The 25,856-nt window shown below is 71.0% G+C and carries 21 protein-coding genes and 2 tRNA genes; 14 read left to right on the top strand and 9 right to left on the bottom strand.

The annotated features are described in order from the left end of the window. Positions 1-1,392, bottom strand: a 1,392-nt coding sequence (locus V3T34_RS16410) for a methyl-accepting chemotaxis protein (protein WP_331369237.1), incomplete at its 3' end; no start/stop codon positions are given. 403 nt (positions 1,393-1,795) lie between these two features. Between V3T34_RS16410 and V3T34_RS16415 the strand changes: the two genes are divergently transcribed. Next, positions 1,796-2,728, top strand: coding sequence for an AEC family transporter (locus V3T34_RS16415; RefSeq protein WP_091891195.1), 933 nt, complete (start codon positions 1,796-1,798; stop codon positions 2,726-2,728). A gap of 90 nt (positions 2,729-2,818) precedes the next feature. Here the strand turns inward: V3T34_RS16415 and rpoH are convergent, their stop codons facing one another. Beyond that, positions 2,819-3,709: an RNA polymerase sigma factor RpoH gene (rpoH, locus tag V3T34_RS16420; RefSeq protein WP_060849727.1), complete on the bottom strand. Its 891-nt coding sequence runs from the start codon at positions 3,707-3,709 to the stop codon at positions 2,819-2,821. Between the two features lie 288 nt (positions 3,710-3,997). Next, positions 3,998-4,993 (bottom strand): RluA family pseudouridine synthase, encoded by a 996-nt coding sequence (locus V3T34_RS16425; RefSeq protein ID WP_091891198.1) that lies wholly within the window; start codon positions 4,991-4,993, stop codon positions 3,998-4,000. 95 nt (positions 4,994-5,088) lie between these two features. Between V3T34_RS16425 and V3T34_RS16430 the strand changes: the two genes are divergently transcribed. Next, positions 5,089-5,164: transfer RNA gene (locus V3T34_RS16430), tRNA-Glu, on the top strand. 71 nt (positions 5,165-5,235) lie between these two features. Continuing rightward, a tRNA-Glu gene (locus V3T34_RS16435) sits at positions 5,236-5,311 on the top strand. A 344-nt stretch (positions 5,312-5,655) separates the two neighbouring features. Here the strand turns inward: V3T34_RS16435 and V3T34_RS16440 are convergent. Continuing rightward, positions 5,656-6,834 carry a pyridoxal phosphate-dependent aminotransferase gene (locus V3T34_RS16440; protein WP_060849725.1) on the bottom strand — a complete coding sequence of 393 codons (1,179 nt, stop codon included), beginning with the start codon at positions 6,832-6,834 and terminating at the stop codon, positions 5,656-5,658. Positions 6,835-7,147: 313 nt separating this feature from the next. After that, positions 7,148-7,360, bottom strand: a complete 213-nt coding sequence (locus V3T34_RS16445) for a hypothetical protein (RefSeq protein WP_060849724.1) — start codon at positions 7,358-7,360, stop codon at positions 7,148-7,150. 225 nt (positions 7,361-7,585) lie between these two features. Between V3T34_RS16445 and V3T34_RS16450 the strand changes: the two genes are divergently transcribed. From V3T34_RS16450 to paaZ, 8 genes are all read left to right on the top strand, one after another. Continuing rightward, a complete protein-coding gene (locus V3T34_RS16450) occupies positions 7,586-9,397 on the top strand; it encodes an IlvD/Edd family dehydratase (protein ID WP_305079242.1) in 1,812 nt (603 codons plus the stop codon). A 207-nt stretch (positions 9,398-9,604) separates the two neighbouring features. Continuing rightward, positions 9,605-10,468 (top strand): isocitrate lyase/PEP mutase family protein, encoded by an 864-nt coding sequence (locus V3T34_RS16455; protein WP_305079241.1) that lies wholly within the window; start codon positions 9,605-9,607, stop codon positions 10,466-10,468. Continuing rightward, a complete protein-coding gene (locus V3T34_RS16460; protein ID WP_305079240.1) occupies positions 10,465-11,625 on the top strand; it encodes a GNAT family N-acetyltransferase in 1,161 nt (386 codons plus the stop codon). Before V3T34_RS16455 ends, V3T34_RS16460 begins: the two co-directional genes overlap by 4 nt. Positions 11,626-11,681: 56 nt before the next feature. Continuing rightward, the gene (locus V3T34_RS16465; protein WP_060849721.1) at positions 11,682-12,428 is read left to right on the top strand and encodes an SDR family oxidoreductase; all 747 of its coding nucleotides are present in this window, start codon (positions 11,682-11,684) and stop codon (positions 12,426-12,428) included. A gap of 16 nt (positions 12,429-12,444) precedes the next feature. Continuing rightward, on the top strand, positions 12,445-13,428 hold the full coding sequence (denD, locus tag V3T34_RS16470) for a D-erythronate dehydrogenase (RefSeq protein ID WP_060849720.1): 984 nt from the start codon (positions 12,445-12,447) through the stop codon (positions 13,426-13,428). A 263-nt stretch (positions 13,429-13,691) separates the two neighbouring features. After that, positions 13,692-13,973, top strand: coding sequence for a hypothetical protein (locus V3T34_RS16475; protein WP_305079238.1), 282 nt, complete (start codon positions 13,692-13,694; stop codon positions 13,971-13,973). Between the two features lie 200 nt (positions 13,974-14,173). After that, positions 14,174-16,450: an NADP-dependent malic enzyme gene (locus V3T34_RS16480; protein WP_305079237.1), complete on the top strand. Its 2,277-nt coding sequence runs from the start codon at positions 14,174-14,176 to the stop codon at positions 16,448-16,450. 147 nt (positions 16,451-16,597) lie between these two features. Then, entirely contained in the window at positions 16,598-18,628 is a 2,031-nt protein-coding gene (gene paaZ, locus V3T34_RS16485; protein ID WP_305079236.1) for a phenylacetic acid degradation bifunctional protein PaaZ, read from the top strand. A gap of 157 nt (positions 18,629-18,785) precedes the next feature. Here paaZ and V3T34_RS16490 read toward each other — a convergent pair whose 3' ends face one another. From V3T34_RS16490 to V3T34_RS16505, 4 genes are all read right to left on the bottom strand, one after another. Continuing rightward, positions 18,786-20,027, bottom strand: a complete 1,242-nt coding sequence (locus V3T34_RS16490) for an NAD(P)/FAD-dependent oxidoreductase (protein ID WP_305079235.1) — start codon at positions 20,025-20,027, stop codon at positions 18,786-18,788. Between the two features lie 10 nt (positions 20,028-20,037). Continuing rightward, positions 20,038-20,934, bottom strand: a complete 897-nt coding sequence (locus tag V3T34_RS16495) for a dihydrodipicolinate synthase family protein (protein WP_305079234.1) — start codon at positions 20,932-20,934, stop codon at positions 20,038-20,040. 129 nt (positions 20,935-21,063) lie between these two features. After that, positions 21,064-21,765 carry a GntR family transcriptional regulator gene (locus V3T34_RS16500; protein ID WP_244533700.1) on the bottom strand — a complete coding sequence of 234 codons (702 nt, stop codon included), beginning with the start codon at positions 21,763-21,765 and terminating at the stop codon, positions 21,064-21,066. A 67-nt stretch (positions 21,766-21,832) separates the two neighbouring features. Continuing rightward, the gene (locus V3T34_RS16505; RefSeq protein ID WP_060849714.1) at positions 21,833-22,384 is read right to left on the bottom strand and encodes a cupin domain-containing protein; all 552 of its coding nucleotides are present in this window, start codon (positions 22,382-22,384) and stop codon (positions 21,833-21,835) included. A gap of 151 nt (positions 22,385-22,535) precedes the next feature. Between V3T34_RS16505 and aptA the strand changes: the two genes are divergently transcribed. The 3 genes from aptA to V3T34_RS16520 all read left to right on the top strand — a co-directional run. Further along, on the top strand, positions 22,536-23,867 hold the full coding sequence (gene aptA / locus V3T34_RS16510) for an omega-aminotransferase AptA (RefSeq protein ID WP_305079233.1): 1,332 nt from the start codon (positions 22,536-22,538) through the stop codon (positions 23,865-23,867). Positions 23,868-24,199: 332 nt separating this feature from the next. Then, positions 24,200-25,600: an IS30 family transposase gene (locus tag V3T34_RS16515; RefSeq protein WP_331369238.1), complete on the top strand. Its 1,401-nt coding sequence runs from the start codon at positions 24,200-24,202 to the stop codon at positions 25,598-25,600. A gap of 11 nt (positions 25,601-25,611) precedes the next feature. Beyond that, the coding region (locus tag V3T34_RS16520) for an aldehyde dehydrogenase family protein (RefSeq protein WP_331369239.1) at positions 25,612-25,856 on the top strand (245 nt) is incomplete at its 3' end.

Below are 25,856 nucleotides of genomic sequence, written 5' to 3' on the forward strand. Positions count from 1 at the left end.
CTGGGCGGTCACGCCCTGCACCTGGCCGATGCGCTGGCCGATCTCCTCGGTCGCCTTGGCGGTCTGGCTGGCGAGCTCCTTGACCTCGGCGGCGACCACCGCGAAGCCGCGGCCCGCCTCGCCGGCCCGGGCCGCCTCGATCGTGGCGTTGAGCGCCAGAAGGTTGGTCTGGCCGGCAATGCCGGAGATCATGCCCACCATGGCGCCGATCTGCTCGGCGGCCCGGCTGAGCTCCTGTACCAGCTGCGAGGTCCGGTCGGCCTCGGTCACGGCGGACCGGGCGAGATCGGCCGAGCCGGCGACCTGGCGGCCGATCTCCTGCACGGCGGCGCCGAGTTCCTCCGCCGCGGCCGCCACGGTGTTGACGTTGGCGGCGGCCTCCTCGGCGGCGGCCGCGACCGTGGTCGACTGTGACGCGGTCTCGGCGGCGGTCGAGGTCATCTGCTGGGCGGTCGCCTGCAGCTCGGTGGCGGAGGAGGAAACGACGCCGACGATGCCGCCCACCGCCCGCTCGAACCCGTCGGCGAGCTCGACCATCGTGCGCTTGCGCTCGCGGGCAGCCGCCTCCTCGGCGATCCGCTCGATCTCGGCCTGCTCGGCCGCCTTGCGGGCCACCATCGCCTTGATGTCCTGGACGGCACGGCCGACGGCGCCGATCTCGTCCCCGCGCGCCGCCTCCGCGATCTCGGCCTCGGCGTCGCCGCCGGCCATGCGCTGCAGCACCGCGACGAGCCGCCCGAGCGGACGGGTGATGCCGAACAGGCTGACGAGAAGCGCCGCCAGGAGCCCGACGAACAGGCCCGCGGCGCTGAAGGCCATCAGGCTGCGGCGGGTGGCGTTGGTCTGGTCGGTCAGTTCGTCCGAGCTCTTCTCCATGTAGACCCGGATGTCCTCGGACAGCTTGGAGGCGCCCGCGACCATCGCCCTGAAGGTCGGGTCGACCTCCCGGTGCACGAGGGCGAGGGCCTCGGCGTTCCGCTTGGCGAGGCCGAGGCGGCGCACCTCCGCCACGGCTTCGACGAAGCGGGCGATGCGCGCGGCCTGCTCGTCGGTCCGGGTCGTGAAGGTCGGGGCTTCCCGGCGCAGGTCGCCGAGCATCTGGTCGACCTCGGGCAGGGCGGCCTCGAAGGCCGCATCGGCCTGCCGCATCTCCTGCGCGTCGGTCTCGGCGATGATGCGGTAGACGTTGTAGTTGAGCTCGAAGACGACGCGGTTGAGGCGCCGTGCGGTGGCGACGGCGCGGGCCTCCCGCACGAGGAACAGGCTGTAGGCGTCGTCGATGTCGGTCATGCGCGCCTGCGCGTACCAGATGCAGCCGCCGACGATGGCGCCGATCAGCGCGATCACGCCGACGAGCTTATGCAGGATCTTGATGTTGTGCAGGCCGGCCATGATACCGCTCCGTGGGATCCGAACCGCATAATTTTCATCATCTAAAAAATTGCTAATGATGGGTAATCGGCAGCACAATCGATCTTGCTCGATACCACGAAGCCGCAAGATCGTCGGCCACGCGGGAACAAAACTCGGATGAACAATTTATGCTCAATCGAATTACACGACGGTCGTTCGACCTAGGTCGGTCGCCCGGCGGCATGACCGGCCTGTGCAGGCGGGCTCGACCGCGTCCGGCGGCGATTCGCGCGGCGCCCGCGGCGGATCGCCCGCCGGGAGCGCATGGCCGCCCGCTCTGGGCCCGCATGGGAGACAGCGCTCGTCCGGGCTAAGCCTGCGGTGACGCCGGACGACCGGCCGACCCTCCCGCCGAAGGCACCCCTGCATTGACGATCCCCTCATGACCGGCGCCGTCCTGCTGGCCCTCCTGCCGGTCGTGCTCCTCACCGCCCTCGGCTTCGCCCTGCGCCGCCGCCGCTTCCTCGCCGACGCGTTCTGGCCGCAAGCCGAGCGGCTGGGCTATTTCGTGCTGCTGCCGAGCCTGTTCTTCCACAGCCTGGCCACCGCCCGGGTCGAGGCGGTGCCGGTGGGCGCGCTGGCTCTGACGCTGATCCTGTCGACGCTCGTCGTCGCGGGCCTCGTCGTCGCCCTGCGGCCTTTCCTCCGGGTCGACGGGCCGGCCTTCACCTCGGTGTTCCAGGGCAGCGTGCGCTTCAACAACTACGTCGGGCTGACGCTCGCCGCCGGGCTGTTCGGGCCGAAGGGCATCGCGCTCGCGGCGATCTGCAACGCGGCGATCGTGCCCACCGTCAACGTCCTGTGCGTGCTGGTCTTCGCCCGCCACGGCGCGGCGCGGCTGACGCCGCGCGCCGTCGCCCGGCAGTTGGCGACGAACCCGCTGATCGTGTCGTCGCTCGCCGGCATGGCGGTCCAGCTCCTCGGCGGAGGCCTGCCGCCGGGGCTGGAGCCGGCTCTGCGCAGCCTCGGCGCCGCCTCGCTGCCGATCGGCCTCCTCTGCGTCGGCGCCGCCCTCGACTTCTCGGGGGCGCGGAGCTGGGTCGGGCCGGTGGCCTCGGCCTCGGCGATGAAGTTTTTGGCGATGCCGGCCGCGACCGTGCTGATGGCGTTCGGCCTCGGGCTGCACGGGCCGGCTCTGACCACGGCCGTGCTGTTCCAGGTGCTGCCGACGGCGTCCTCGGCCTACATCCTGGCCCGCCAGCTCGGCGGCGACGCGCCGCTGATGGCCGGGATCACGGCGGTGCAGACCGTGCTGGCGCTGGTGGCGATGCCGCTGGTGCTGATCGGCCTCTCGGCCTTCGTGCCGATGGGATGAGGCCGATCTCGCAGATCTAGGCCGATCCTGCAGATCGGGGCCGACCGGTGCCGGCCCATGCGGGCCAGTTCCGATGGCCGGTACCGGCCCTTAAGCCGGCACCCCCGCCCGCGGCGCCTCGCGGGAGGCGAGGTTGCGCTTGACCGCGTCCTGCACCTTCTCGAAGGCCCGCACCTCGATCTGCCGCACCCGCTCGCGGGAGACGCCGAACTCGCTCGAGAGGTCCTCGAGCGTGATCGGGTCGTCGGCCAGCCGCCGGGCCTCGAAGATCCGGCGCTCGCGCGGGTTGAGCACGCCCAGCGCGTCCTTGAGGGCGGCGAGGCGGTTCTGCCCCTCCTGCTCGCGGGCGAGCACCGTCTCCTGGGTCGGGCTGTCGTCGACGAGCCAGTCCTGCCACTCGCCCTCGCCCTCCTCGCGCAAGGGGGAGTTGAGCGACGCGTCGCCGCCGAGGCGACGGTTCATGTCGATCACGTCCTGCTCGGGCACGCCGAGGCGGGTGGCGATCTGCTTGACCTGATCGGGGCGCAGGTCGCCCTCGTCGAGGGCGGAGATCCGGCCCTTGGCCTTGCGCAGGTTGAAGAACAGCTTCTTCTGGTTCGCGGTCGTGCCCATCTTCACGAGCGACCACGAGCGCAGGATGTATTCTTGAATCGCCGCCTTGATCCACCACATCGCGTAGGTGGCGAGGCGGAAGCCCTTGTCGGGGTCGAAGCGCTTGACGGCCTGCATCAGGCCGACATTGCCCTCGGACACCACCTCGCCGATCGGCAGGCCGTAGCCGCGATAGCCCATGGCGATCTTGGCCACGAGCCGCAGGTGGGAGGTCACGAGCTTGTGGGCGGCGTCGCGGTCGCCGTGTTCGCGCCAGCTCTTGGCGAGCATGTACTCCTCCGTCGGCTCCAGCATCGGGAACCGGCGGATCTCGTCCAGGTAGCGCGACAGGCCCCCTTCATTGGCGAGCACGGGAAGTGCAGCAGCCATTCCAACCTCCTCAAAGCTCCCCTCGGTCAGGCGAGCGCGAACGGCCTCCCGTTGGCCGGCCGTTCGATCCGCCTTCTTAGCAGAGCACGGCACAGCCGGGTAGCGACGGGTGTCGCCACTAACGCGCGAGGGGCCGTTTGGTGCGGCCGTGGCGGTTCGCCGCGTGCGGTCGCGCACGCTCCGGACGACCGCCCGGGCGGGGCGGGCGCCGTCCCTGTCGGGTATCCCTGCATAGAGAACGTACGAGCGGGGACTTTCGTCCCCGTCGCCCGGCGCGGAGAGCCCGTACTACGGGGTCAGCGCGGCGATGAGCCGGGCCATGTCGGCCGGCGGCGGGCTCTCGAACCGCAGCGTCTCGCCGCTGCGGGGATGGCGGAAGCCGAGGAGCGCGGCGTGCAGCGCCTGGCGCCCGAGATCGGCGAGGGCCTGGCGGGCCTCCGGCTCCAGGCGGTTGGCCTTGGTGAGGAACGCCGCGCCGTAGACCGCGTCGCCGAGCAGCGGGTGGCCGCGATGGGCGAGGTGGACGCGGATCTGGTGGGTGCGCCCGGTCTCGAGCCGGCAGCGCACCAGGCCGACCGCCTCGCGCGCTCCGAGCACGTCCTCGGTGCGGTAATGGGTGATCGCGTGGCGCCCGCGGCCCTCGCGCACCACCGCGATTTTTTCCCGGTTGCGCTCCGAGCGGGCGAGCGCCGCGTCGATCGTGCCGTTGGCGGGGTCGGGCACGCCCCAGACCAGCGCCAGGTAGGCCCGCTCCAGCGGGCCGGTGCGGCCGTGATCGGCGAACTGCGCCGAGAGGTCCTGGTGGGCGAGGTCGGTCTTGGCCACGACCATCAGGCCGGTCGTGTCCTTGTCGAGGCGGTGGACGATGCCGGGCCGCGCGACGCCGCCGATGCCCGACAGGCTGGCGCCGCAATGGGCCAGCAGCGCGTTGACCAGGGTGCCGCTGTCGTTGCCCGCCCCCGGATGCACCACGAGGCCGGCCGGCTTGTCGATGACGATCAGGTCGTCGTCCTCGTACGCCACCGCGAGGTCGCGGGCCTCCGGCTCCGGCTCGGCCGGTCGCGGCGCCGGCACCGTCACGGCGACGCGCTGGCCGCCCACGACCTTGGCGGAGGGGTCGCCCGCAGGGGCCGCGTCCAGCGTCACCTGGCCCTCGCGGATCAGCGCCTGCAGGCGGCTGCGCGACAGGTCCGGCCACAACCGCGCCAGGGCCCGGTCCAGGCGCTCGCTCCCCTCCCCCGGCGGGATCACGTCCTCCCGCACTTCGCCGTCGCTCAAACCCATCTCTCCCGTCGCGTCTCCGGAAACGCCGCCGGGATACGATTTCGGGCTTGTGCCCGTCCAGGCCCGTCGCTATACCGCCGCCATCCCGCCGGCAAGCTCCCATCGTCTAGCGGTCCAGGACGTCGCCCTCTCACGGCGAAAACAGGGGTTCGAGTCCCCTTGGGAGCGCCACGGGTTTCCTGACGACGGACGAAGTTCCGGTTTTCCTCGCGAAGACCTGTCGTTCGTGGTCCGGCCGGTCAGCTCCCATCGTCTAGCGGTCTAGGACGTCGCCCTCTCACGGCGAAAACAGGGGTTCGAGTCCCCTTGGGAGCGCCATTCCACCCTTCGGGGTGACGACGGCCTCATCGGCAGCCATCATCATCCACTATCGTTTTCGTGCCGTTGCTGCTGCGATGCCGGTCGCTGCGTCCTGCGCGAGCCATGCGCGTTTCTGCCGGTATTCGCCGGTCTTGCGGCCTCGCCCCGAGACGCTCGCGATCGACTGTTCCGATTTCCGCTTGATTCATCGGAAAAAAGACAAGGCGCATCTCCCCTCTCCCGTGCGGGAGAGGGGATCCCGGCTTTATTCGTCCCGGAACGAAGCAGGCGGAAATCCTTCGGGCGCCTGCAGGTCGGCTTCGCCCGATCTCGAACCGTCGTCGCTCCTGTCGACCGGGCTCTCAGCGCCGGTTCTGCTCCAGGAACGCCCCGATCCGCTCCAGGGCGCGAGAGATGTTCTCCGCCGAGTTGGCGTAGGACAGGCGCAGGTAGCCCTCGCCGTGGACGCCGAAATCCGGCCCGCCGATCGTCGCGACGCCGGCCTCCTCCAGGAGCGCCGAGGCGAGCGCCTTGGCCTTCCAGCCGGTCTGCCCGATGTTCGGGAAGGCGTAGAAGGCGCCCTTCGGGGTGATGCAGGAGACGCCCGGCAGGCGATTCAGCCCCTCGACCACCAGGAGGCGGCGGCGGTCGAACTCGGCCATCATCGCGGCGACGCAGTCCTGCGGTCCGTCGAGGGCCGCGATGCCGGCCCATTGGGTCGCGGCGTTGACGCAGGAGAACGAGTTCACCGCGAGCTTGCGGGCGGCGTCGTAGAGCGGCGCCGGCCACACCGACCAGCCGAGGCGCCAGCCGGTCATCGCGTAGGTCTTCGAGGCGCCGTCGAGATAGATCAGGCGGTCGCGAATCTCCGGATAGGCGAGCAGCGTGTGGTGGCGCTCGCCGTCGTAGGTCATCGTGCCGTAGATCTCGTCCGACATGATCGCGACGTCCGGGTGCGCCGCGAGACCGGCGACGAGCGTGTCGATCTCGGCCTTCGGGGTCACGCCGCCGGTCGGGTTGGCGGGGGAATTGAGGATCAGCAGCCGGGTGCGTGGGGTGATCAGCCCCAGCGTCTCCTCGGCCGAGAAGGCGAAGCCGTTCGCCTCGCGGATCGGCACCGGCACCGGCGTCGCGCCGGTGAACTCGATCATCGAGCGGTAGATCGGGAAGCCCGGATCCGGGTACAGGATCTCGGCCCCCGGCTCGCCGAACATCAGGATCGCCATGAACATGGTGACCTTGCCGCCCGGCACGATCATCACGCTGTCGGGCGAGACCTGGACGCCCAAGCGCCGGTCGAGGTCGCGCGACACCGCCTCGCGCAAGGGCAGGATGCCGGTCGCCGGGGTGTAGCCGTGGTGCCCGTCCTGCAGCGCCTTCACCGCCGCCTCGACGACGTGGGGCGGGGTCGGCATGTCGGGCTGGCCGATGCCGAGATTGATCACGTCGCGGCCGGCCTGGGCCAGCGCCGTGGCGCGGGCGAGGACCGCGAAGGCGTTCTCCTCCCCGATGCGCGAGAAGGCGGGGACGACGACGGGCATGGGCTTCTCTCGTTTCCTCGAAGGACGCCCGGTGCGGCGGGATCGGGCCCCGCCGCCGCGGCGTCAGGGTCCCGCGGCCTTCCCGTGCCGTCGGGACGGGTGGTCCGGGCTCCAGAGCATTTTCCGACGAAGTGGAAACCGGTTCGTTGCAGAAAATGCGACAAAACAAAGACTTAGAGAGGTTCGCGATTGCATTGCAATCGTGAAGCACTCTAAGCAGACTTGCGCTGGCAGGCCAACACAAGTCTGCCTAGGTTCTTGGTCCGTCGCGGATTTTCGGCGCCGAACCGGTAACCGCTTCGGCGAAATCCGCTTAGCGCGAGCCGTTGCGCTCGGAGAGCCGGCTGACGCCGAACGACAGCGCGCCGCCGAGCACGATCAGGATGATGCCGGTCTTGATCGCGGCCCAGAGCAGCGAGCGCTCGATGCCCTGGTCGGTCAGCATGATGATCAGGCAGACGAGGACCGGGATCGACACCACGATGGCGATCGGCACCAGCGGGTTGGACGTCTTCTCTTGGCTCATTGGGCGGCTCCCCCGAACGATCGAGCGGTATGGTTCAGCCGGCCTCATAGCACCGCTCGACGGCGTTGCGACAGCGGCCGCGCGACAAACTTTAGGCTCGTCGGGGTCGCAGGAAGCGGGGGTCCCGGCATGCACGCGACGGTGTTGCCTTCCTGCACCGGCCGGGTCCATAGCTTCCCGAGAACGGTTCTCGACAAGAACGGATTCGGGAAGGACGACCCCGCCATGGCCCAGACGCCGCGCCCCCGCATCGACGCCAGCCGCCTGCGTTCGCGCCTCTGGTTCGACAACCCGGACAACCCGGGCATGACCGCGCTCTACCTCGAGCGCTACCTCAATTTCGGCCTGACCGTCGGCGAGCTGCGCGGCGGCAAGCCGCTGATCGGCATCGCCCAGACCGGCTCCGACCTGTCGCCGTGCAACCGCCACCACCTCGAGCTCGCCAAACGCGTGCGCGAGGGCATCACGGCGGCCGGCGGCGTGGCGTTCGAGTTCCCGTGCCATCCGATCCAGGAGACCGGCAAGCGGCCGACGGCGTCCCTCGACCGCAACCTCGCCTACCTGTCGCTGGTCGAGGTGCTGTACGGCTATCCCCTCGACGGCGTCGTGCTGCTCACCGGCTGCGACAAGACCATGCCGGCCTGCCTGATGGCGGCCGCCACCGTGAACATCCCGACGATCTCGCTCAATGTCGGCCCGATGCTGAACGGCTGGAGCCGCGGCGAGCGCACCGGCTCGGGCACCGTGGTGTGGAAGGCTCGCGAGCGCCACGCCGCGGGCGACATCGACTACCATCAGTTCCTCGACATCGTGGCCTCCTCGGCGCCCTCGACCGGGCATTGCAACACGATGGGCACCGCCTCGACCATGAACGCGCTGGCCGAGGCGCTCGGCATGGCGCTGCCGGGCTCGGCGGCGATCCCCGCGCCCTACCGCGAGCGGGGCCAGGCCGCCTACGCCACCGGCCAGCGCATCGTCGACATGGTGTGGGAGGATCTGAAGCCCTCCGACATCCTGACCCGCGAGGCGTTCGAGAACGCGATCGTCGCCAACACCGCCATCGGCGGCTCGACCAACGCGCCGATCCACATCAACGCGATCGCCAAGCTGATCGGCGTGCCGCTCTCCTGCGACGACTGGGAGCGCGTCGGCTACGACATCCCGCTCCTCGTCAACATGCAGCCCGCCGGCCAGTATCTCGGCGAGGAATATTATCGCGCCGGCGGCCTGCCGGCGGTGATGTCGGAGTTGCTCGAGGCCGGCAAGCTCCACGGCGAGGCGCTGACCTGCAACGGCCGCACCGTGGCGGAGAACTGCCAGGGCGCCCACACCTGGGACCGCGACGTCATCAAGCCCTACGGCGAGCCGATGCGCGAGCGCGCCGGCTTCCTCAACCTCAAGGGCTCGCTGTTCGATTCCGCGATCATGAAGACCAGCGTGATCAGCCGCGAGTTCTACGACCGCTACCTCGCCAACCCCGAGGACCCCTACGCCTTCGAGGGCCGGGTCGTGGTGTTCGACGGGCCGGAGGACTACCACCACCGCATCGACGACCCGGCGCTGGAGATCGACGAGCACACGGTGCTGATCATGCGCGGCGCCGGGCCGATCGGCTATCCGGGCGCGGCCGAGGTCGTGAACATGCAGCCCCCGGGCGAGCTGATCCGCAAGGGCGTGCTGTCGCTGCCCTGCATCGGCGACGGGCGCCAGTCCGGCACCTCGGGCACGCCCTCGATCCTCAACGCCTCGCCGGAAGCCGCGGCCGGCGGCGGCCTCGCCCTGCTCCAGAACGGCGACCGGGTCCGGATCGACCTCAACAAGCGCACCGCCGACATCCTGCTCCCCGAGGAGGAGATCGCGCGCCGCCGCGAGGACCTCGCGGCCCGGGGCGGCTACGCCTACCCGGCGAGCCAGACCCCCTGGCAGGCGATCCAGCGCGCGATGGTCGACCAGCTCTCCGAGGGCATGATCCTCAAGGGCTCGGAGGCTTTCCAGCGCATCGCGCAGACCCACGGCGTGCCGCGCGACAACCACTAAGGCGTCCGGTTCCCGGATCCCGCCGGCGGGTGCGCATCTCCCCCTCTCCCCGCGGGCGGGGAGAGGGGGTTTTTCCGTGCCTTGTCCGGCCGGCTCGGATCGTGGTCCGGCCCGACATGCCGGCAGGAAAGAATTCGCCCGCCCGGGCGATTTACAGCCGCGCTCGCGGCGTGTGAGGAAGAATCCGGAACCCGGAGGGGAGCCCCGATGACCGATCTCGCCGCACGCCGCGCCGCCTTCCGGCGGCTCCACGCCTCCGGCTGCTTCGTGATGCCGAACCCGTGGGACATCGGCACCACCCGCTACCTCGGGGCGATGGGGTTCCCGGCGCTCGCCACCACCAGCTCGGGCTTCGCCTTCACCCGGGCGCTCCCGGACACCGACTGGGCGGTGCCGGTCGACGCGATGCTGGCTCACATCGCCGAGATCGTCGCCGCCACCGACCTGCCGGTGAACGCCGACTTCGAATCCGGCTACGCGCACGACCCCGAGGGCGTCGCCCGCAACGTGGCGGCCTGCGTCGCCACCGGGGTCGCCGGCCTGTCGATCGAGGATGCCACCGGCGATCCCGCCCGGCCGCTCTACGACATCGCCGAGGGCACCGAGCGCATCCGCGCCGCCCGCGCGGCGATCGACGCCGCGGGCGCCGACGTGATGCTGACCGGCCGGGCCGAATGCTACCTCACCGGCCATGCCGAGCCGCTGCCGGAGGCGATCCGCCGGCTCCAGGCCTATGCCGAGGCCGGCGCCGACGTGGTCTTCGCGCCGGGCCCGAAGCGCCGCGAGGAGATCCGGACGCTCGTCGAGGCCCTGGCGCCGGTGCCGGTCAACATCCTGATGAGCACCAATCCGGGCCTCAAGGTCGCGGATATCGAAGCACTCGGCGTGCGCCGGATCAGCGTCGGCTCGTCCCTGGCGCGGGCGGCCTGGACCGGCTTCATCCGGGCGGCGCGGCGCATCCACGACGAGGGCAGCTTCGGCGGCTTCGACGGCTCGGTCAGCTTCTCGGAGATCAACGGCTTCTTCCGCCAGGACCTGAAAGACAGAGACGAGGACCGGGACCCCGCATGACCCCCGACCGCGATCCCGCCACCGGCCTGCCGATCGGCCATCCCGTCACGGCGAGCGGCTCCGCCCCGGCGCCGGAACCCATCCGCCTCGACGGGCGCCACGTCACGCTCGTGCCCCTCGATGCGGCAGCCCATGGGCCCGACCTCGCCGAGGGCGCGGTCGGTGCCGATCGGCAAGCCCTGTGGCAGTACATGCCGGCCGGGCCGTTCTCCGATCCCGCGGACTTCCAGGCCTACCTGGCGGGCTGCGCGGCCTCCGCCGATCCGCTGTTCTACGCCATCCTGGACGCGCGGACGGGCAAGGCCGTCGGCCACGCCGCCCTGATGCGGATCGACCGGGCCAACCGGGTGATCGAGGTTGGCCACATCCTGTACACCCCGGCGCTCCAGCGGACCCCCGGCGCCACCGAGGCGATGCGGCTCCTCGCCGGATACGTCTTCGACCTCGGCTATCGCCGCTACGAGTGGAAGTGCAACGCCCTCAACGCGCCCTCGCGCGGCGCCGCGCAGCGCCTCGGCTTCTCCTACGAGGGCCTGTTTCGCCAGGCGGTGATCGTGAAGGGCCGCAACCGCGACACGACGTGGTTCTCGATGCTCGACGGCGAGTGGCCGCAGATCCGCCAGGGCTTCGACCGCTGGCTCTCGCCCGAAAACCTCGAGGGCGGCCAGTCCCTGCGCCTCGGCGCGCTCAACCGGGCGACGATCCCGGGGCACGGCTTGCGCCGGGCGACCACCGCCGACGAAGGCGCCCTCGCGGCCCTGCAGGAGGCCGCCTACGCACCGAACCGTCCGCTGCTCGGCGTCGAGCCGGTGCCGCTCCTCACCCCCGCCGCCGAGGTGCTCGCGCGCTACGAGGTCTGGCTCGCCGACCACGAAGGCGCCCCAGCCGGCGCCCTGGTGCTCGATCCGCAGCCCGATCACCTGATGGTCTGGAGCGTCGCGGTCGATCCGGCGCATCAGGGCTCGGGCCTCGGCAACGCCCTGCTGGCGGCGGCCGAGAGCCGGGCGCGGGACCTCGACCTGACAGAGCTGCGCCTCTACACCGGGGACAGGCTCGTGCGGAACATCGACTGGTACGCCCGGCGGGGCTACGCCACGGCGCGGGTCGAGACCCTGCCCGACCGGCGCTTGGTGCACATGCACAAGCGCCTCGGCTGAGCGACAGACCAAGCCACGCCGATCGAGCGGGGCACGACACGACGGGAGGATGAGACATGGCGGGACGGCTGACGGGGAAACGCGCGGTCGTGACGGCGGCGGGACAGGGAATCGGCCGCGCCATCGCGGCGGCGTTCCTGGCCGAGGGCGCCGAGGTGCTGGCGACCGACCTCGACGCGGGCAAGCTCGACGGGCTGGCGGGCGCCCTCCCCTCCTCCCTCGACGTGCGCTCGGACGCCGCGGTGGCGGAGTTCGCGGGCCGGGCCGGGCGGGTCGACGTGCTGGTGAACGCGGCGGGCTTCGTCCATCACGGCACCATCCTCGACTGCACCGACGCCGAGTGGGAGCTCGCGTTCGACCTCAACGTGCGCTCGATGCACCGCACCATCCGGGCCTTCCTGCCCGGCATGCTGGAGCGCGGCAACGGCTCGATCGTCAACATCGCGTCGGCGGTCGGCGCCGATGCCACGGCGCCCAACCGCTACGTCTACGGCGCCTCGAAGGCGGCGGTGGTCGGCCTCACCAAGGCGGTGGCGCGGGACTTCATCCGCAGCGGCGTGCGGGCGAACGCGATCTGCCCCGGCACGATCCAGTCGCCGTCCCTCGACGAGCGCATCGCGGCGCTGGCGGAGATGAACAAGACCACGGTCGAGGCCGCCCGCCAGGCCTTCATCGACCGCCAGCCGATGGGCCGGCTCGGCACCACCGAGGAGATGGGGGCGCTCGCCGTCTACCTCGCCTCCGACGAGTCGCGCTTCACCACCGGCCAGACCCACGTCGCCGACGGCGGCTTCACGCTCTGAGGACGGGAGACCTTCGATGCATATCCTCATCCTCGGCGCCGCCGGCATGGTCGGCCGCAAGCTCCTGGCGCGGCTCGTCAAGGACGGCAGCTTGGGCGGCGAGACCATCTCGCGCCTGACCCTGCACGACGTGGTGCCGCCGGAAGCCCCGCCCGGCACCGCGATCCCGGTCTCGCTCTCGGCCTCCGACTTCTCCGATCCCGGCGAGGCCGAGCGCCTCGTCGCCGGCCGGCCGGACGTGATCTTCCACCTCGCGGCCATCGTGTCGGGCGAGGCCGAGGCCGATTTCGACAAGGGCTACCGAATCAATCTCGACGGCACCCGCCGCCTCTACGACGCCGTGCGGGCGATCGGCGAGGGCTACAAGCCCCGCTTCGTCTTCACCTCGTCGGTGGCGGTGTTCGGCGCGCCGATGCCCGAGCCGATCCCCGACGAGTACCTGACGGCGCCGCTCACCAGCTACGGCACCCAGAAGGCGATCGGTGAGTTGCTGCTCTCCGACTACTCGCGGCGGGGCATCTTCGACGGCGTCGGCATCCGGCTGCCGACCATCTGCGTGCGGCCCGGCAAGCCCAACAAGGCGGCCTCGGGCTTCTTCTCGGGCATCATCCGCGAGCCGCTCGCCGGCCAGGAGGCGGTGCTCCCGGTCTCCGACCAGGTCCGCCATTGGCACGCCTCGCCGCGCTCGGCGGTCGGCTTCCTGATCCACGCCGCGACGATCGACACCAAGCGCCTCGGCGACCGCCGCAACCTGACCATGCCGGGCGTCGGCGCCACGGTGGCCGAGCAGATCGAGGCCCTGCGCCGGGCCGCCGGCGACGCCGCGGTCGCCCGCATCCGCCGCGAGCCCGACCCCACCATCGAGCGCATCGTCGCCGGCTGGCCCCGCACCTTCGACGCCCGGCGGGCGCTGGAGCTGGGCTTCCAGGCCGAGCCCGACTTCGACGCGATCGTGCGGGCGCATATCGAGGACGAGCTGGACGGGAAGGTGCCGGCGTAAGGGCTCTGCTTGAAGCGTCTCGCGGCAGGCATTCCTCTCTCCCCGCGGGCACAGGGCTGCCTGCGGGGAGACGAGGACGACGCGTCTGCCCTCCCCCGTGCGGGCAGGGCCTGTTGCCGCTACGCGCCGTCGCCCGCATCGATGGGTTGCGCGGCAGCACGAATGCACCCGACGCGACGACGCGTCGTCGGACCCGCCGCGTGACGCGCCCCGGCCTCGTCGCTCCAGCCAGAGTCCCGCGGATCGCGCGATGACACGAGCCGATGGAGGGCGTTCGGCATCGGCCGCTCGACCGGGCCTTTCGTGAAGACGAAATCCTCGCGCGCAACGAAAAGGCCGCGCGCAACTTCGCCCTGATCCGGCGCATCGCTCTCGATCACTTGCGCCGCGACCCGATCGAAGCCGCCGTCCACACCAAAAGCGGCTGGCCCGCCGGGGTGACGGCTTCCTCCGACGCCTCGTCCGCCCTATTCGATATCCTGACCCTACGGGAGAGGAGAGGCCCCGGACTTCGTCTTCGAACGACTGTCGAGGCATCAGCGTAACTGCCAGCGCGACAGGCGGCAGGGCCGGGACTTGCACCTCCCTGCCCCTGCGTTCCTCAATCGCAAGCTTGCCTGCCCGCCATCAGCCGGCGGGATCAGGCCCCGAACTCGAGCGCTCCCGTCCCGATCGGTGCCCGCGCAGGGTGCAGGCCGGGACACGGGCCCACGCGCCGCCATCCCGACAGCCAGGAGGACACCCCGTGGACGAGCAATTCGAGAAGGCCGCCCTCGACTACCACCGCTTCCCGACCCCGGGGAAGATCGCGGTGCTGCCGACCAAGGACATGATCACGCAGCGCGATCTCGCGCTCGCCTACTCGCCGGGCGTCGCGGCCGCCTGCCTCGCCATCGAGAAGGACCCGGCCCAGGCCGCGGAACTCACTTCCCGCGGCAACCTCGTGGCGGTGATCTCGAACGGCACCGCAGTGCTGGGGCTCGGCAACATCGGCGCGCTCGCGGGCAAGCCGGTGATGGAGGGCAAGGGCTGCCTGTTTCGCAAGTTCGCCGGCATCGACGTGTTCGACATCGAGATCGACGAGACCGATCCCGACAAGCTCGTCGACATCATCGCGAGCCTGGAGCCGACCTTCGGCGGCATCAACCTCGAGGACATCAAGGCGCCCGAGTGCTTCGAGATCGAGACCCGCCTGCGTGAGCGGATGAAGATCCCGGTCTTCCACGACGACCAGCACGGCACCGCGATCATCGCGGCGGCCGCGATCCTCAACGGCCTCGAGGTGGTGGGCAAGAAGATCGGCGAGGTCCGCGTCGTCTGCTCGGGCGCCGGCGCGGCGGCCATCGCCTGCCTCAACCTGCTGGTCAGCCTCGGCCTCGACAAGGCGAACGTGCTGGTCACCGACAGCCGCGGCGTGATCTACCAGGGCCGCAACAACCTCGACGCCCAGAAGGCGCAGTACGCGCAGGTCACCGAGGCGCGCTCGCTCGCCGACGCGGTGCCGGGCGCCGACATCTTCCTCGGCCTCTCGGCCGCCGGCGCGCTGACGCCCGAGATGGTCAAGGGCATGGCCGACAAGCCCCTGATCCTGGCGCTCGCCAACCCCGAGCCGGAGATCCGGCCGGAAGCCGCGAAGGCCGTGCGCCCCGACGCGATCATCGCCACCGGCCGGTCGGACTACCCGAACCAGGTCAACAACGTCCTGTGCTTCCCGTTCATCTTCCGCGGCGCGCTCGACGTCGGCGCGACCACGATCAACGAGGAGATGAAGCTCGCCGCCGTGCGGGCGATCGCCGAGTTGGCGCGGGCCGAGCAGTCAGACGTGGTGACGGCGGCCTACGGCACCCAGGACATCGCCTTCGGGCCCGACTACCTGATCCCGCGCCCGTTCGACCCGCGGCTGATCACCAAGGTCGCGCCCGCCGTGGCGCTCGCCGCCACCGAGAGCGGCGTCGCCACGAAGCCGATGCTCGACGTCGAGGCCTATCGCCGCTCTCTGGAGAGCCGCGTCTACACCTCCGGCACGGTGATGCAGCCGGTCTTCGCGGCGGCGACCGAGGCCGGGCGCACCCGTATCGCCTATGCCGAGGGCGAGGACGACCGGGTGCTGCGCGCCGCCCAGGTGGTGGTCGACGAGGGGATCGCCCGCCCGGTCCTGGTCGGCCGCCGCGAGATCATCGCCGACAAGATGAAGGCGCTGGGGCTTCGCATCGAGGTCGGCCGCGACGTCGACGTGCAGGACCTCGACGACGAGATTTTTCAGGCCGAGGCCACCGAGGGCTACTACGCCCTGCGCAAGCGCCATGGGCTCTCGCGCGGGGTGGCGCTCGCCGAGACGCGGCGCAACCCGACCGTCATCGGGGCGATGCTGCTCCATCTCGGCAAGGTCCAGGGGCTGCTCTGCGGCGGCACCGGCTCCTACCACAGCCACCTGCGCCACGTGCGCGAGGTGATCGGCATGGCGCCCAAGGTGCGGGCGCTCGCCGCGATGAGCCTGCTGCAGCTGCCGCGCCACACGCTGTTCATCTGCGACCCCTACATCCACCTCGATCCGGCCTCGGACGAGATCGCCGACATGACCCTGCTCGCGGCGGCCGAGATGCGCCGCTTCGGCCAGACCCCGCGGGTCGCGCTCGTCTCGCATTCGAGCTTCGGCACCGCCCGCAACCCCTCCGCCTCCAAGATGCGCGAGGCGCTGCGGCTGATCACCGAGCGCGAGCCCGACCTCGAGGTCGAGGGCGAGATGCAGGCCGACGCGGCGCTGAGCCGACCGCTGATGGAGCGGGTGTTTCCGGAATCGCGCCTCACCGGGGAAGCCAACCTCCTGGTGATGCCGAACCTCGACGCCGCCAACATCACCCTCAACGCCCTCAAGGTGGTGGCGGGCCAGGGCATCAGCGTCGGGCCGATCCTGCTGGGTGCGGCCGCCCCGGTGCACATCCTCACCCACACCACCACGGTTCGCGGCATCGTCAACATGACGGCGGTGACCGCGGTGGCGGCGGCCGCGCGGGCGGGCTGAGCGACGAGGCCGGCCGCCGGGCCATCCCGGCGGCCGGCCTCCCGAAGAGATCCGCATCCCGGCGACGCCTCCCGCCGAGTCCTCCGTCGCCTGCTTGACCAACCGGCCGGTCGGTCAATAATGGGCGCCAACGAACAGGAGGACGCCATGCGGCTGGAGAGCTACGTCCAGGGGCGCTGGATCGCGCCGGGGGGAGACTGGGCCGGCATCCGCAGCGCCGTCACCGGCGCGGTGGTGGCCGAGGTCGCGGGCGGCGGGCTCGCGATGGGCGAGGTGCTGGACCATGCCCGCCGGGTCGGCGGCCCGGCGTTGCGCCGCCTCACCTTCCACCAGCGCGCCGAGATGCTGAAGCGGCTCGCGACCTACCTCAACGAGCGCCGTGACGGGCTCTACACCCTCTCGCACCAGACCGGCGCGACCCGCGCCGACAACCTGATCGACATCGACGGCGGCATCGGGACCCTGTTCGTCTACGCCTCGAAGGGGCGGCGGGAACTCCCGAACGCGACCTTCCTGATCGACGGGGCGGTGGAGCCGCTCTCGCGCGGCGGCAGCTTCGTCGGGCGCCACGTGATGACGCCGCGCCACGGCTGCGCCGTCCACATCAACGCCTTCAACTTCCCGTGCTGGGGCCTGCTCGAAAAGCTCGCGCCCGCGATCCTCGCCGGCGTGCCGGTGGTGACGAAGCCCGCCACGATCACGTCCTACGTCGCCCATGCCCTGGTGCGGCTGATCGCCGAATCCGGCATCCTGCCCGACGGCGCGCTGCAATGCGTGGTCGGCCCGACCGGCGACCTGTTCGATCACCTGACCGGCCAGGACGTGGTGTCGTTCACCGGCTCGGCGGACACGGCGCAGCTGCTCCAGCGCCACCCGGTGATCGCCCGCGAGGCGGTGCATTTCGTCGCCGAGCGTGATTCGCTCAACGCGGCCATTCTCGGCCCCGATGCCGGGCCGGGCAGCCCGGAATTCGACCTCTACGTCAAGGAGGTCGCCAAGGAGATGACCGTCAAGGCCGGGCAGAAATGCACGGCGATCCGCCGGGCGCTGGCACCGCGCGAGCATGTCCCGGCGGTGATCGAGGCCCTGAGCCGGCGCCTCGCCGGGGTCAAGATCGGTGATCCCGCCCGCGAGGACGTGCGGATGGGGCCGGTGGTGGGCCTCGCCCAGCGCCGCGACGTGCTCGCCCGGGTCGAGGCCCTCAAGGCGGAGGCCGAGCTGGTCTTCGGCGATCCCGCCCGTGTCGCCGTCGAGGGGGCCGATCCCGAGGCCGGCGCCTTCCTGCCGCCGCTCCTCCTCCACTGCGCCGATCCCCTCCGGGCCCGGCAGGTGCACGCGCTGGAGGCCTTCGGCCCGGTCTGCACGGTGATGGGCTATGACGGGCTCGACGAGGCGGCGACGCTCGCCAATCGCGGCGAGGGCAGCCTCGTCGCCTCGCTCTACACCCACGATCCGGCGGCGGCGGCCGACCTCGTCTTCGGCATCGGCGCCTATCACGGCCGCCTCGTCGTCCTCGACCGCGACTGCGTCAGGGAGCAGACCGGCCACGGCTCGCCGATGCCCCACATGGTGCATGGCGGCCCCGGCCGGGCCGGCGGCGGCGAGGAGCTGGGCGGCGTGCGGGCGCTGCACCACTACATGCAGCGCACCGCCCTCCAGGGCTCGCCCGCGATGCTGAGCCGGATCACGGGAAGCTGGATCAGGGGCGCGCCGGAAGCGATCCGCCCCGAGCACCCGTTCCGCTGCCACTTCGAGGATTTGGAGATCGGCCGCAGCTTCCACTCGGCCGAGCGGACGATCACCCTCGAGGACATCGAGCACTTCGCGCACTTCACCGGCGACACCTTCTACGCCCACATGAGCGAGGAGGCGACGAAGGGCCACCCGTTCTTTCCCGGCCGCGTCGCCCACGGCTACCTGCTCCTGTCCTTCGCCGCCGGCCTGTTCGTCGATCCCGATCCGGGCCCGGTGCTGGCCAATTACGGGCTCGACAGCTTGCGCTTCCTCAAGCCGCTCCAGCCCGGCGAGGCGATCCGCGTGCGGCTCACCGCCAAGGAGAAGGCGCCCCGCAACGCGCAGTACGGCGAGGTGCGCTGGGACGTGGAGATCCAGACGGCCGCCGGCGAGACGGCGGCGACCTACGAACTCTTGACGATGAACGCGATGCGGGGGGCGTGAGCGCGGCGCCTGACCCCCTCCCCTCCGCGCAGAGCTGTTTGGGTAAAAGAAGGGGCGCGGGGCTCCCCTCTCCCCGCGGGCGGGGCGAGGAGGTGTCCCGCGCCTTTTCCTTTTCCCGGGCCACCCTGCCGGAGAGTGGGGATGATCTGGGCGGGTCTTACCCGAACCGCCCCGCCCGCAGCGCCGCCACGTCCACCCCGGGCCGACGCCCGGCCAGCAGATCGGCCACGATCCGCCCGGTCCCGGCGCTCTGCGTCAGGCCGAGATGGCCGTGGCCGAAGGCGTAGATCACCCGGGGGCTCGCCCGCGACGGGCCGATCACCGGCAGGCTGTCGGGGAGCGAGGGGCGAAACCCCATCCATCGACGTCCCCCGTCCGTCCGCAGGCCCGGCAGGAAGGTGGCGGCCTTCTTCAGCATCGCGTCGGCGCGGGCGAAGTTGGGCGGGCGATTCAGGCCCCCGAACTCGACGGCGCCGCCGACCCGGATGCCGGTGGCGAGCGGCGTGACCACGAAGCCGTGGCCGCCGAAGGTGAGCTGTCGGCGCAGATCGAAGGCACCGGGCGGCAGCGTGGTGTTGTAGCCGCGCTCGGTGTCGAGCGGCACCCGGTCGCCGAGACGGCGCGCCAGATCGCGCGACCAGGCCCCGGCGGCGAGCACGCAGGCCTCGACCGTGAGCGACGTGCCGTCGGCCAGCGTCAGGCGCACGCCCTCGCCCGCGGGTGCGACGTCCCGCACCTCGCCTCGCGTGACCACGGCACCCTTCGCCACGACGTCGGCGTGGAGCGCCAGGGCGAAACGGTGCGGATCGTCGACCGTCATCCAGTGCGGCGTGAAGGTGCCGGCGACGAACCGGGGCGACAGGCCGGGCTGCAGCTCGGCGAGGCGGGCGCCGCGGACATGCTCGAAGGCGATGCCCTCCCGCTCCCGCGCCGCCCAGCCGGGCGCGGAGGCGACGAGTTCCGCCTCGCTCTCGTAGAGTTCGAGGTTGCCGTCGCGGCGCAGCCGCCCGGCGAGGCCGGTCGCCGCCACCATCGCCGCCATGGCGTCCGCGGCGAGCCGCATCAGGCCGGACTGGACTTCCGTCGCGTGCCGGTGCCGGTCGGGCAGGCTGGCGCGCCAGAAGCGAACGAGCCAGGGCGCGATCCGCGGCAGGTAGGCGGGCGGCAGTGCCAGGGGCCCGAGGGGATCGAGCATCCAGCGCGGCGCCTTGCGCAGGATGCCCGGCGAGGCGAGCGGCAGCACGTCCGTGAAGGCGAGCGCCCCGGCATTGCCGAGGCTCGCCCCCTCGGCGATGCCGCCGCGCTCGATCAGCCGCACCCGCCAGCCCTCGGCCTGGAGATGGTGAGCGGTTGCGAGGCCGACGATGCCGGCCCCGACGATGGCGACCTCGCGGGGCAAGGCGGCTCCCTTACGCGGCGAGCTTGAGCGACGGGCGGCGTTCCAGGGCGGTGCGCACGATCGCCTCGACGGCGGCGCGGCGCTCGCCCGAGAGGGGCTTTCGCGGCATGCGGACATGCTCGGTCGAGCCGATCGCCAGCACCTCGGCGAGCTTGATGTTCTGGACGAGGAAGGTCGAGACGTCGAGGTCGAGGAGCGGGCGGAACCAGCGGTAGATCTCCAGCGCCTCCGCGTGGCGCCCCGCCTTCATCAGGCGATGGATCGCCACGGTCTCGTCGGGGAAGGCGACGACGAGGCCCGCGACCCAGCCGACCGCGCCGACGCTTAGCGCCTCGAAGGCGAGGTTGTCGACGCCGGTCAGCACCGCGAAGCGGTCGCCGAAATGGTTGATGATCTCGGTGGTGCGGCGGATGTCGTCGGAGGATTCCTTGATGGCGACGAAGCGCTTGTCCGCGGCCAGCCGCTCCATGATCGGCACCGTCACGTCGACCCGGTAGGCGACGCGGTTGGAGTAGATCATCACCGGCAGGTCGCCGGCGGCGGCGACCGCGCCCAGGGTGGCGACGGTCTCGTCCGCATCGGTGTGGTAGATCGGGCTCGGCACCACCATCAGGCCCGACGCACCGGCCTTGGCGGCGCGCGCCGCGAGCGCGCAGGCCTCGCGGGTGCCGGCCTCGGAGATCGTGAGCAGCACCGGCTTGGCGCCCGCCACCGACCGGGCGGTCTTCAGGACCTCCAGCCGCTCGTCCGGCGACAGCATCGGGCCCTCGCCGAGGGAGCCGCAGACGATGATCCCGTCGCAGCCGGCCCGCATCTGGAGCGAGAAGCAGCGCTCCATCTCGGCGTGGTCGAGCTCGCCGTCGGCGGTGAACTTGGTGGTGACGGCGGGAATGACGCCTGTCCACATGGGGCTGTTTCCTCTCCAGGCTTGTCGGGCCGCACGATCCGGCAAGGATCGCGCGACCGCGGCGCCACGCACAGGACACCGGCCCTCCGTGGCTCTCGATTCGCAGATTGTATAAAATATGCGCTCGAATCAAGCCGTGACGGCGGCCGAGCGGCGATAAATCTCGATGAGGGAGCGCCCGGCATGCTCGACATGGATCCGCAGCAGGTTGGCCGCCGCCACGATCTCGCCGGCCTCGCACAAATCGAGGATGGTGGTGTGCTCCAGGTCGGCGCGGGCGACGTCGCCGGTGACCGAGAGCTGGAGCCGGGTCGGTCGGTCGCAATCCTGGAGCAGGCCGGCGATGATCGACAGCGAGCGCGGCCGGCCGGCATGGCGCAGGAGGCCGAGGTGGAAGCGCCGGTTCAGCTCGCCCCAGGTCTCGACCGTGCCGGCCTTCAGCGCCGCGCCGTACTCGTCGCGCAGGGCGCGCAACTCCGAGAAGTCGTCGGGCGTCAGGTGGCGGGCGGACAGGATCAGCAACTGCGGCTCGAGGGAGACGCGAAGCTGGAAGATGTCCTCGACCTCCTCGATCGACAGGCCCGAGACCACCGCGCCGCGATGCGGCACGATCTTGACGAGGCCGCCGGCCTCCAGCTGCAGCAGCGCCTCGCGGATCGGGATCCGGCTGATGCCGAATTCCTCCGCCAGCGCGTCCTGGCGCAACTGGACGCCAGGTGCGAGGGCACCCGAGAGGATGCGCTGGCGCAACGCCTCGGCCACCGCCGCCGAGACCGTCCGGTGGCCGAGCCCCCCGGCGACGGATCGGGCCCCGCGCGCGCGTTCCGTCACGGCCATGCTTCCCACTCCACCGATTCACTCGAACGCATATTGTATACAATTATGGCCCGCAAGGCGGTCAGAAGGTCGGCGGCGTGCAGGCGCTGACGACCTCGCAGGGGTTCGGCCCGACGCAGCGGAAGCGGTGGGGCCGACGGCTGGAGAAGTAGTAGGCGTCGCCCGGCCCGAGCACCCGGCGCTCGTCGTCCACCGTCACCTCGAGCCTCCCCGAGAGCACGATGCCGCCCTCCTCGCCGTCATGGACCAGCGGCACCCGGCCGGTGTCGGAGCCCGGCTCGTAGCGCTCCTTGAGCAGCTGCAGGGCGCGGCCGAACAGGTTGTCGCCGACCTGGCGGTAGGAGATCCGGCCCTTGCCGATCTCGACCAGCTCCTCGCTGGCGTAGAAGGCCTTCTCGGTCCCCTCCGGGGTCAGGGAGAAGAACTCGGCGAGCCCGATCGGCACTGCGTCGAGGATGCGCTTGAGCGCCCCGACCGACGGGTTGGTCTGGCCCGATTCGATCAGCGAGATGGTGGAGTTCACCACCCCGGCGCGCTTGGCGAGCGCGCGCTGCGACAGGCCGTGCAGGATGCGCACGTGGCGCAGGCGCGCCCCCACCTCGTCGTTGGTCACGCCGGCTCCCTGTTGAGGCTGTTGCGGATCGGGCAACACTCTACCGCGGAGGTCCATGCGGGCAAGGGGTTGGCGCGGGGCAGAAAAGGACTTGTTGCGGTTGCCGGAACGGTCTTGTCTTGCGGCGACCGCGCCCCAGGAGAACCCCGCCATGAACGCCCATCCGCCGCGTCTCAACCGCCCGAGCCTCGACGCCTACTGGATGCCGTTCACGGCCAACCGCCAGTTCAAGGCCGCCCCGCGCCTCCTCGTCTCGGCCGAAGGCATGCACTACACGGCCGACGACGGGCGCGAGGTCCTCGACGGCACCGCCGGCCTGTGGTGCGTCAATGCCGGCCACGGCCGCCGCCGCATCGCCGAGGCCGTCGAGCGCCAGCTCTCGACCCTCGACTACGCGCCCTCGTTCCAGATGGGCCACCCGATCGCCTTCGAGTTCGCCGAGCGTCTCGCCGCCATCGCCCCGGGCGGTACCCTCGACCGGGTGTTCTTCACCGGCTCGGGCTCGGAATCGGTCGATACCGCGCTCAAGATCGCGCTCGCCTACCAGCGCGCCATCGGCCAGGGCACCCGGACCCGGGTGATCGGGCGCGAGCGCGGCTATCACGGCGTCGGCTTCGGCGGCATCTCGGTCGGCGGCCTCGTCAACAACCGCCGGATGTTCCCGCTGCTGCCCGGCGTCGATCACCTGCGCCACACCCACGACCTTTCCCGCAACGCCTTCGTCCAGGGCCAGCCCGAGCACGGCGCGGACCTCGCCGACGATCTCGAGCGGCTGGTGGCCCTGCACGGCGCCGAGACCATCGCGGCGGTCATCGTCGAGCCGGTGGCGGGCTCGACCGGCGTGCTGGTGCCGCCGAAGGGCTACCTGGAGCGCCTGCGCGCGATCGCCACGAAGCACGGCATCCTGCTGATCTTCGACGAGGTCATCACCGGGTTCGGGCGCCTCGGCGCGCCCTTCGCCACCGACTATTTCGGCGTGACGCCGGATCTCATCACCACCGCCAAGGGGCTCACCAACGGCACGATCCCGATGGGCGCGGTCTTCGCCACCCGGGCCGTCCACGACGCGCTGATGCACGGGCCGGAGGGCGCGATCGAGCTCTTCCACGGCTACACCTATTCGGGCCACCCGGTCGCCTGCGCGGCCGGCCTCGCCACCCTGGAGATCTACGAGGAGGAAGGCCTCCTCACCCGCACGAACCAGGTCCAGGCGCAGTGGCACGCAGCGATGCATGCCCTGCGCGACTGCCCTAACGTCATCGACATCCGCACCATCGGCCTCATCGCCGGCATCGAGCTGGAGCCGCGGGCGGGCAAGCCGGGCGCGCGGGCCTACGACGTCTTCACCGACTGCTTCGAGAAGGGCCTGCTCATCCGCGTCACCGGCGACATCATCGCCCTGTCGCCGCCGCTGATCGCGGAAGCGGAGCACATCGACACCATGGCGTCGATGCTGGGCGAGGCCCTGCGCCGGGCGGCGTAAGCATCCACCCCGTCGGGCATCGACAGCCTCCTCGTCGATGGAAGCGGTGCCGCGAGCGCCTCTTCTCCCACGCCGCAACCTCATCCTGAGGCGTCGGTCCATCGATGATGGACTGACCTCGAAGGAGGCTTCCAGAGGTCTCGCGATCCCTGGATTCCCCTTCGAGGTTGGTCGATCTGCGATCGACCAACACCTCAGGATGAGGTCGTGGGTGGGGTGAGGCATGCCGCGCGGATCACCGTATCGAAATCCTCGTCATCCCCGCATACGGACCATCGAAGACACGGTGGATTCAAGTGGTCGTCGCAACGGCTTGGCGGAGGGCGGTTGTGATGGCAGGTCGGCGGCGTTCGGATCGGTGTCTTCGAGAGAAGCTGCGGTCACCGGGTCGTCCCGGGGTCGGTTTGCGCGCGACGCGGCGGGAGTTCTGGGCGTTCATCGCCCAAGGTCTCTCGAGCGAGGACGCAGCGATGAAGGTCGGGATCTCGCCACCGGTCGGCTCGCGGTGGTTCCGGACAGCAGGCGGGATGGCACCTTCCCACCTGTCGCCATCATCCAAGTCGCCTTCTATGCGCTACCTGTCGTTGGCTGAGCGTGAGGAGATCGCGATACTCCAGGCGCAAGGTCACGGGGTCCGGGAAGTCGCTCGGCGTCTGGGACGGGCGGCATCGACCATCTCGCGCGAGTTGCGGCGTAATGCAGCGACCCGCAATGGCGGCCTCGACTATCGCGCGACGACGGCACAGTGGCACGCTGAACGCGCGGCACGCCGGCCCAAGCCAGCGAAGCTTGCTGAGAACGTGGTCCTGCGGACGTATGTACAGGACCGGCTCGCCGGTGCTGTCGCGACACCGAGCGGGAGCGTTCTGCCTGGACCGAGCGTTGCCTGGAAGGGACGGCGGCACGGGCGACGCCAGAGCCGGCGCTGGGGTCGATCCTGGAGCCCGCAGCAGATCGCCGAACGCCTGCGGCTCGACTTTCCGGACGATCCGACGATGCGCATCAGTCATGAGGCGATCTATCAGGCCCTCTACATCCAGGGCCGGGGCGCGCTGAAGCGTGAGCTGACCGCCTGTCTTCGCACAGGACGGGCTTTGCGAGTGCCGCGGGCCCGCTGCCTGCGGCGCGGCAAGTCGTTCGTCACCCCCGAGGTGCTGATCAGCGAGCGTCCGCCCGAGGTGGAGGATCGCGCGGTACCGGGTCACTGGGAGGGAGACCTGATCTTGGGTCTGAAGAGCTCGGCGATCGGGACCCTGGTCGAGCGCACGACACGTTTTACGATGCTGCTGCATCTTCCGCCGATGGACGGCCATGGGGTGACACCGCGTGCCAAGACCGGCCCGGCGCTGGCGGGGCACGGAGCCGCGGCGGTCCGTGAGGCGATCGCCGGCACGATCGCGCGCTTGCCGGAGCATCTGCGGCGCTCATTGACCTGGGACCAGGGGGCCGAGATGGCCGAGCATGCGCGCTTACGGATCGACGCGGGTCTGCAGGTGTACTTCTGTGATCCACGCTCACCGTGGCAGCGGGGGACAAACGAGAATACGAACGGGCTGCTACGGCAATACTTCCCGAGAGGAACGGATCTGAGCGCTCACAGCGTGGACGATCTTGCTGCTGTGGCCGCAGCCCTCAACAGCAGACCGCGCAAAACGCTGAACTGGAAGACGCCGGCAGAAGCACTCGACGCTGTTCTCGCAGCCGTGCAAGATGGTGTTGCGACGACCGCTTGAACCCAAGCACCATGAACACCATCGGACACTTCGTCGGCGGCGCCCAGATCCCCGGCCGCTCGGACCGCACCGCGCCGGTCTTCAACCCGGCCACCGGCGAGCAGTCGGGCAGCGTCGCGCTGGCCGGCCCCGACGAGGTCGGGGCCGCCGTGGCGGCCGCCCGCGCCGCCTTCCCGGCCTGGGCCGCCACCCCGCCGCTGCGCCGCGCCCGCATCCTCAACAAGTTCCTGCGCATCCTCGAAGACCGCATCGACGA

It is taken from the genome of Methylobacterium ajmalii (assembly GCF_036448855.1).
Classification (GTDB): domain Bacteria; phylum Pseudomonadota; class Alphaproteobacteria; order Rhizobiales; family Beijerinckiaceae; genus Methylobacterium; species Methylobacterium ajmalii.

Excerpts from the sequence above, each read along its gene's own strand:
- rpoH (WP_060849727.1), bottom strand. The coding sequence starts at position 3,709 with ATGGCTGCTGCACTTCCCGTGCTCGCCAATGAAGGGGGCCTGTCGCGC.
- V3T34_RS16455 (WP_305079241.1), top strand. The coding sequence starts at position 9,605 with ATGACCGATCTCGCCGCACGCCGCGCCGCCTTCCGGCGGCTCCACGCC.
- V3T34_RS16475 (WP_305079238.1), top strand. The coding sequence starts at position 13,692 with ATGGAGGGCGTTCGGCATCGGCCGCTCGACCGGGCCTTTCGTGAAGAC.
- V3T34_RS16415 (WP_091891195.1), top strand. The coding sequence starts at position 1,796 with ATGACCGGCGCCGTCCTGCTGGCCCTCCTGCCGGTCGTGCTCCTCACC.
- V3T34_RS16495 (WP_305079234.1), bottom strand. The coding sequence starts at position 20,934 with ATGTGGACAGGCGTCATTCCCGCCGTCACCACCAAGTTCACCGCCGAC.
- V3T34_RS16460 (WP_305079240.1), top strand. The coding sequence starts at position 10,465 with ATGACCCCCGACCGCGATCCCGCCACCGGCCTGCCGATCGGCCATCCC.
- paaZ (WP_305079236.1), top strand. The coding sequence starts at position 16,598 with ATGCGGCTGGAGAGCTACGTCCAGGGGCGCTGGATCGCGCCGGGGGGA.
- denD (WP_060849720.1), top strand. The coding sequence starts at position 12,445 with ATGCATATCCTCATCCTCGGCGCCGCCGGCATGGTCGGCCGCAAGCTC.
- V3T34_RS16425 (WP_091891198.1), bottom strand. The coding sequence starts at position 4,993 with ATGGGTTTGAGCGACGGCGAAGTGCGGGAGGACGTGATCCCGCCGGGG.
- aptA (WP_305079233.1), top strand. The coding sequence starts at position 22,536 with ATGAACGCCCATCCGCCGCGTCTCAACCGCCCGAGCCTCGACGCCTAC.
- V3T34_RS16440 (WP_060849725.1), bottom strand. The coding sequence starts at position 6,834 with ATGCCCGTCGTCGTCCCCGCCTTCTCGCGCATCGGGGAGGAGAACGCC.
- V3T34_RS16465 (WP_060849721.1), top strand. The coding sequence starts at position 11,682 with ATGGCGGGACGGCTGACGGGGAAACGCGCGGTCGTGACGGCGGCGGGA.
- V3T34_RS16445 (WP_060849724.1), bottom strand. The coding sequence starts at position 7,360 with ATGAGCCAAGAGAAGACGTCCAACCCGCTGGTGCCGATCGCCATCGTG.
- V3T34_RS16450 (WP_305079242.1), top strand. The coding sequence starts at position 7,586 with ATGGCCCAGACGCCGCGCCCCCGCATCGACGCCAGCCGCCTGCGTTCG.
- V3T34_RS16515 (WP_331369238.1), top strand. The coding sequence starts at position 24,200 with ATGGCAGGTCGGCGGCGTTCGGATCGGTGTCTTCGAGAGAAGCTGCGG.